Here is a 6,614-nt window from a genome sequence, read left to right as displayed (position 1 = left end):
CGCTGGCCCTGGCAGCGCGCGCTGCCTGGCGGCCTTTGGCCGAGAGCCGGGCGCTGGTGATCGGCGGCGGTTCGGTCGGTCTGCTGGGCGCCCTCATTCTAAAGGCCTGGGGGGCGGCAGAGGTCCGTCTGGCCGAGACCAATGCGCTGCGGCGGGAAACCGCGGCGGCTGCGGGCCTGGATGCCTTCGATCCCATCGCAGAGCCCCCGGTCTCCGGAAGCTTCGATCTGGTGCTCGATGCGGTCGGCATGGTGGCCACGCGACGGGCGGCGACGCAGGCTGCGGCGCCTGGCGGGGTCGTCGCCCATGTCGGTCTTCAGGAACCAGCGGGCGACTTTGACGCCCGCAGCGTCACCCTTTCCGAGATCACCTTCGTCGGCGTCTATACCTATACCGAAACCGATCTGCGGGCCTCGCTCGCCGCCCTTCAGGACGGCCGGCTCGGGTCCCTGACCTGGATCGACCAGCGGCCCCTCGCCGAGGGCGGGCGGGCTTTCGAGGATCTTGATGCCGGGCGCAGTTCCGCCGCAAAAGTCATCCTGAGACCCTGACGCTTTGTCTCAGGCGGCCGAGACCATCTTCACGCCCGATCCCTCGAGCGTCATGGTCCGGTTGAGCAGCATCACGCAGGCATAGACGGCTTCGATGGCGGGGGCCGGCGTATCGGTCAGGCGGCCCATTTCCAGGATCGAGCCGATCAGGGCTTCGGTTTCCAAGGAGCGCCCGGCCTCGACATCCTGCAGCATCGAGGTCTTGTGCCGGCCGACGGACTCGGCCCCGGCGATGCGCTTTTCGATGGTGTGGCGGAAGGTGACCCCCAGCTTCTCGCCGATGGCCTGGGCCTCGGCCATCATGGTGGCGGCGAGGTCGCGGGTCTGCGCAAAGCGGCAGATGTCCTCCAGCGTAGCGTGAGTCAGGGCCGAGATCGGATTGAAGGAGAGATTGCCCCAGGCCTTCAGCCAGATTTCGGAGCGTATATCATCGAGAATACGGGATCGGAAACCGCCCTCGACCAGCAGGTCGTGAAGCTGCTGGACCCTGTCGCTGGTGGAACCGTCCAGCTCGCCGATCGGGAAGCGGTCGCCCTCGACATGCGTGATCACACCTGCTTCGGTGACCGCCGCCGCCGCTGCCTTCACTTCGGCTCTAGCTGCAGAGACATCCACAGGGCGCACGTCCTCGATTCGATCTAGCGTCGCCTGAGCCTGAGAAATCTGCTGCTGGCTGGTGGTTTGAATGCGAGATAGCGCTGCGATCGCCTCGGCTAATCTCTGCTCGGCAGTTGTCAGGGTCAAACGTCTAGCGTCTCTTTCTGAGGCGGAAATACCGCCCCGCTGATACAAAGAGTCGTAGCGCTCAAAGTCAGCGTGGGCGTTGTTTACCTCTGCTTCTAGGCGGGCAATCGTCGCCTGCTGCGTGGCAACGTCGCCTACTTGGCTGGCTTCAATCCGAGCGATTTCCGCTTGCTGGGCCTGAATCTCTCCTGATTTAGCTCCCGCTTCAATCTGAGACTGTTGAGCACGGGCGACTCCTACCTGCTGCTCGGCTCTACTAAGAGCGGCCTGCAGGCGATCGCGATTGTCTAGCACTGCAATTACTTGACCCGCCTCGATGCGATCGCCCTCATTCACCCGTAGCTCTCCAATTCGACTTTCCTGCACCGATGTCGGCGGTGTGACATTGACTAGCTCTCCGGCTGGCTCTAAAGCGCCCAGGGCTGTCACTGTCGAAATCTGGGGTAAAACCATCGCCGAATCAGACTCTATTTGCCGCATCGTTCTCGTTTGCCAGCCCTGCCAACCCACCCAACTGCCTGCTCCTAACAGCAATAGCCCCAGCAGCAAACGCCAGCGTAGAGAAGGGTTCGCCTCTGTAGCAGACTGTCTCCACAGGTTCAGATTCAACTTGGCTGGATTTAATCTATCTAAATTCACTGGATGACTCATAAGACGACCTCACTCGCATAGACCTAAGACGATGTATGTTTATATGTTACTAAACCGTTTAGTAAAGTCAATAGCTCCATAGCTAAAATGCAAACAGGTATTAGGTCTGTCATGCTGGGAAGATGTCTTGTGGAGCTATTTAAGTGACTTCTTCGGCCCAATTCTCGGATCCATCTCCAATCAAATCTGGGCTGAGTGCTCCGTCGATCCAACCTTCTGGTCCGCCGTCTGGCCAGAATCCAGACAAAGCAGCCATGATCCTGTCTGGGGCTTTATCTGTATTTACTACTCAGGGCTATGCTGCTGCTAGCATGGATCGGATTGCCAAGGCTGCTAAGGTCTCTAAGCCGACGTTATACAAGTATTTCCAAGACAAAGAGGGGTTGTTTTTCGCCTTGGTAGAGCAGCTTACCGAACGCAACCAGCAAATGCGTCAGCACTTGCTAAACGCGACAGAGATCAGTCGTCCGCCTGATGAAGTGCTTAGGCAAATTGCCATATTTGTAACCGATGACTTTAGCCGCGATCAGGCTCTGATGAACCTCATGCGGCTGATTATTGGCGAGTCAGAGCGCTTTCCTTTGCTGGCGCAGCGGTTTGTGCGAGAAGTTGAAAAGCCGATTATCGAGAACTTTGCTCGCTACTTGTCTGCTCAGACGCAGCTCCAGCTAAGCGATCCAATGGTGACTGCCCGGATCTTCGTGGGTTCGATTGTTCACTATCTGTTGACCCAAAATGTGCTGCACGGCAGCGAGATCTTGCCTTTGGATCGCGATCGCCTAGTAGACGGTCTTGTACAGCTAATTACCGCTATGGAGACTAACAACAAATCTTAAGCAGTTGTTGTTAGTCTATTCCTCTCTACCTGTGCCAACCGAGCGGCATAACGAAAATAGATTTCGTGTAATAACGCTAGACAGGGCTTAAAAGGCCGTTACTGTTTTGGTTTTATTAGAACAAAGTTGGTATCTCTAATCAAAACCTTTGAACCCTGCACTCCGTTACAGCACGGATACACTAGATACTTATTCGAGCCTACAATAGTGTCTTTGTTGATAATAGGTTCTCGTTCGCTGCGTCGGTTTTGCAAACTTTAAACAGCTTTTGTAGGCTGTATACAGTACAGGTAGGAGAGGATAATGCTCAAAGTAGTCGTAGGCCATAGTGTTGATATAGACTCTGAAAATGCAGTTTCAGAAGTCCTAAACCAGTGTGCGGCTCAGCTAGAAGGTCAACAGCCCCAAGCTGGCATCCTGCTATCGGCAATCGATTTTGACCATACTTTAATTCTCTCTCGTATCCAAGATATATTTCCAGGAATGTCCGTGATTGGTGGCACGACTTACGGAGAAATATCATCGGTTCTAGGGTTTCAAGAAGAGTCACTAGCGCTGATGATGTTTTGTTCAGATACCGTAGAGATTCGAGCCGGATTGGGCAGAGGCTTGTCAAAAGACGCTGACGCTGCGGCTAAAGAGGCGATCGCCTCTTTGGGATTCGGTGAAGACATCGGCAGTGCCAGGCTTTGTATCACTATCCCAGACGGTCTTGCAAACGGCACCGAACCAGCCCTAAGGCAGCTTCAAAGTCTGCTGCCTGCTGGAGTGCCAATTGTTGGAGGCCGCTCGGGCGATCAGTTTCAGTTTGAGCAGACCTATCAGTTCTTTGGCGGCGAAGTTGTCCAGAACGGGCTGCCTATTTTAGTATTTTGCGGCGATATCAGAGTGTCGCATGGTGTTGCTAGCGGCTGGCAGCCACTGAGTCGTAAAGCCGTGATTACTAAGTGCAATAGTCCGGTGGTTCATGAGATCGACCATCAACCTGCAACCAAATTCTATCAGGATTATTTAGGAGACTTTCCCATCTCTGGCGAATATCCTTTAGCCATTTTTGAAGGAGAAAGCGATCGCTTTTATCTACGAGCTTCCAATCACTGGAATTTAGAAACCGGTGAAATTTTATTCACAGATGAAATCCCAGAACAGGCTCAGGTCCAAATCACCTACGCCACGTGCGATAATATCGTGGCCGCTACCCAAGATTCTATCAAGCAGGCTCTAGCGCACTACTCCGGGGAAAGACCAGCCGCAGTTTTACTATTTTCCTGTGCAGCCCGCCGCTGGCTGCTCGGACATCGCACCAAAGAGGAGTACGAGCTTGGCCAGCAGCTTATAGAGAACGCCGTCCCGGTTTCTGGCTTTTACACCTATGGAGAAATCGGCCCTCTAGAAATTGGCGGTCAAGTACGCTATCACCAAGAAACCCTAGTGACAGTTGTGATCGGAACGGAGTAATACAAATGTCAGAGAGCGAGTCAGTCGAGCAGCGTCTGAAGGCTCTGGAGAAAGAGAATCAGCGGCTCCAGCGGAAACTGAGTCTAAACGAGCGAAATCTTGAGCGGTGGTATCGTAGCAGGCAGCAGGCAGAATCGCTGTTAGGTAAGACAATTCAAGAACTACAAACTTCTAAAACTAAGCTCAGACTCCGCAGCCAAGAACTAGAAAAGGCGCTAGCGGATGTACAGGCTATGCAATCGCGTCTGTTGATGGCAGAGAAAATGTCCTCGCTAGGCGTACTCGTAGCAGGTGTCGCTCATGAGATCAACAACCCGGTGAGCTTTATCTATGGCAACGTCGAACATACAGACCAATACATCGAAGATTTGCTTACACTAATATCGGTATATCAGCGCTGCTATCCAGATCCCTTGCTCGAAGTGCAAAGCTGTGCCCAGGCAATTGACCTCGACTTTCTTCTAGAAGATTTGCCAAAGGTGCTACAGTCTATGCGAATAGGCGCTGAGCGCATTCGGCAAATAGTTCTCTCTTTGCGGACGTTTTCGCGAATGGACGAAGCCGAGTACAAGACAGTCGATCTCCACGATGGCTTAGACAGCACTTTGATCATCCTAGCGCATAGAACTCGGGCAAATGGTCGACGCCCAGCTATTAAAATCGTGAAAAATTATGGCAATTTGCCGCCTGTAGCTTGTTATGCAGGGCAGATGAATCAGGTCTTTATGAACATTTTGGTCAATGCAATTGATGCACTAGAAGAGGCTCAAATAGCAGATGCTGAAATTACTATCTCAACGGCCTGTCAAGAAGAACAAGCAATGATTACTATTGCAGACAATGGTCCTGGTATAGAAGAAGAGATTAGAAGCAAAATTTTTGATCCCTTCTTTACGACTAAGCCCATAGGCAAGGGCACAGGCATGGGGATGGCGATTAGCTATCAGCTCGTAGTAGATAGGCATCGAGGACAGCTATTGGTTGAATCTTCTAAAGGGGAAGGAACAAAGTTTACGATTTCTCTTCCTTTGTCTAGCTGATCGTCATCTTGCTGGCTATCTAGCTATTTATCTAACTACTGTAAACTATTTGTCTAACTGGCTCCAGCTTCCCGTAAGGGCACACCGTCTATCCAGTTCAGCAGCACTAGAGCAATGCTGAGGAGTGAAACTAACGCGACTGGAGAGATGGCTGTTGGAAGAATTAGACAAAGCGATAGAGCTGCTAGGCAAATACGCAGCAGGATTGCCCGTTGGGGCAGAGAACAGGGTGAGGCCCATTGCAGTAAAGTAACCCCTCCTAAAAAGATAGCTATGCCGCCGCATAAAATAGCGCTTGTTTCCAATGAAAACGCAGAGTCGGTGGCTGTTTCAATCGCGACTTGGATGCCTACGCTAGTCATGGCAATTCCCATAAAGGCAAACACATGGGAGTAACCATAAACAAACGAGCGAAACAGCGCCATCTTGCCACCTTTTAGCGCTTGGTTGATCGCCGACTCGTTAGCCCGCTCAAAATACATCCACCAAAAGCTCACAGCAATCAAAAAGCCGCTGATACCCGATAGAATGCTCTGCCACGTCCAGGTGGTGCCAGCTACGCCTGCTGCTACGGCCACAATTGCTTCTCCTAATACAATGATGGTGAATAGCCCAAAGCGTTCGTCCATGTGTGAGTTTTGGGCCGGAACATCACGGACAGTTAGATAGGTAACCGGTCCATTTCCAATTTCAATCAGGAGCGCGATCGCCCACAGCCAAAACCGAGCAGGCTCAGGCACCAAGATGGAGAGTATCCATAGCACTAGCGATATTGAGAAGCTGGTCGCATAGCGCCAGGTGAGCACTCTAAATGGAGGGACACACCGCCAAGCCTGCCAGTACAGAGTGGTAATGATAAAGCGCAGAACCGTGTAGGCGATCGCAAACCTGGCCGACCCACCGTCTAGCGCATGAGAAACAGACAGCGCCATGACAATCAGTCCGAACATGGTTACTAGCAGAACGATCCGATAAATTCCTCGTTCTATGTTGAACTGATCGGCAAAATAGCTAAAGTCGATCCACAGCCACCAGACCGGCACAAATAAGACCGCAAAGCTGACAATTCCTGTCCAGCTAAGATCGGCGTGAAGCATGTGGGCAAGTTCTGCGATCGCCAAGACAAAAACCAGATCAAAAAACAGCTCCAGCCAGGTTGCGTGACGGTCGCTCTCATAATTTTGTTGAGGCAGCAGCCGCAGCGGATGATGGCGTAGTCGAGACATATGTGAGCCTTTCCTGAGAGCGGATAAAATAAGAATTCAAGAATAACGCAGCTCGGATGTCAAGTAACGCTCTTTGATGGCCAGGATTGCACCATCAAAGAGTGTACG

The 6,614-nt window shown here is 52.3% G+C and carries 6 protein-coding genes; 4 read left to right on the top strand and 2 right to left on the bottom strand.

What is annotated here, in order from left to right; translation table 11 throughout:
• On the top strand, positions 1-551 hold a 551-nt coding region (locus IQ256_RS20560), incomplete at its 5' end, for a zinc-binding dehydrogenase (RefSeq protein WP_228025112.1).
• A gap of 9 nt (positions 552-560) precedes the next feature.
• Here IQ256_RS20560 and IQ256_RS20555 read toward each other — a convergent pair.
• Positions 561-1,946, bottom strand: a complete 1,386-nt coding sequence (locus IQ256_RS20555; RefSeq protein WP_228025111.1) for a 2-dehydropantoate 2-reductase — start codon at positions 1,944-1,946, stop codon at positions 561-563.
• 143 nt (positions 1,947-2,089) lie between these two features.
• On the opposite strand from IQ256_RS20555, the gene IQ256_RS20550 reads away from it, so the two are divergent.
• From IQ256_RS20550 to IQ256_RS20540, 3 genes are all read left to right on the top strand, one after another.
• Positions 2,090-2,782: a TetR/AcrR family transcriptional regulator gene (locus tag IQ256_RS20550; RefSeq protein WP_193857435.1), complete on the top strand. Its 693-nt coding sequence runs from the start codon at positions 2,090-2,092 to the stop codon at positions 2,780-2,782.
• 303 nt (positions 2,783-3,085) lie between these two features.
• Positions 3,086-4,240, top strand: coding sequence for an FIST signal transduction protein (locus IQ256_RS20545; protein ID WP_193857434.1), 1,155 nt, complete (start codon positions 3,086-3,088; stop codon positions 4,238-4,240).
• 5 nt (positions 4,241-4,245) lie between these two features.
• Positions 4,246-5,280: a sensor histidine kinase gene (locus IQ256_RS20540; protein WP_193857432.1), complete on the top strand. Its 1,035-nt coding sequence runs from the start codon at positions 4,246-4,248 to the stop codon at positions 5,278-5,280.
• 53 nt (positions 5,281-5,333) lie between these two features.
• On the opposite strand, the gene IQ256_RS20535 is transcribed toward IQ256_RS20540, so the two are convergent.
• On the bottom strand, positions 5,334-6,506 hold the full coding sequence (locus IQ256_RS20535) for a low temperature requirement protein A (protein WP_193857431.1): 1,173 nt from the start codon (positions 6,504-6,506) through the stop codon (positions 5,334-5,336).
• Between the last annotated feature and the right edge of the window lie 108 nt (positions 6,507-6,614).

It is taken from the genome of cf. Phormidesmis sp. LEGE 11477, assembly GCF_015207105.1.
GTDB lineage: Bacteria > Cyanobacteriota > Cyanobacteriia > Phormidesmidales > Phormidesmidaceae > Phormidesmis.
The sequence above is the reverse complement of the archived record's forward strand: the minus strand, read 5'-3'. Positions and strand labels throughout refer to the sequence as shown.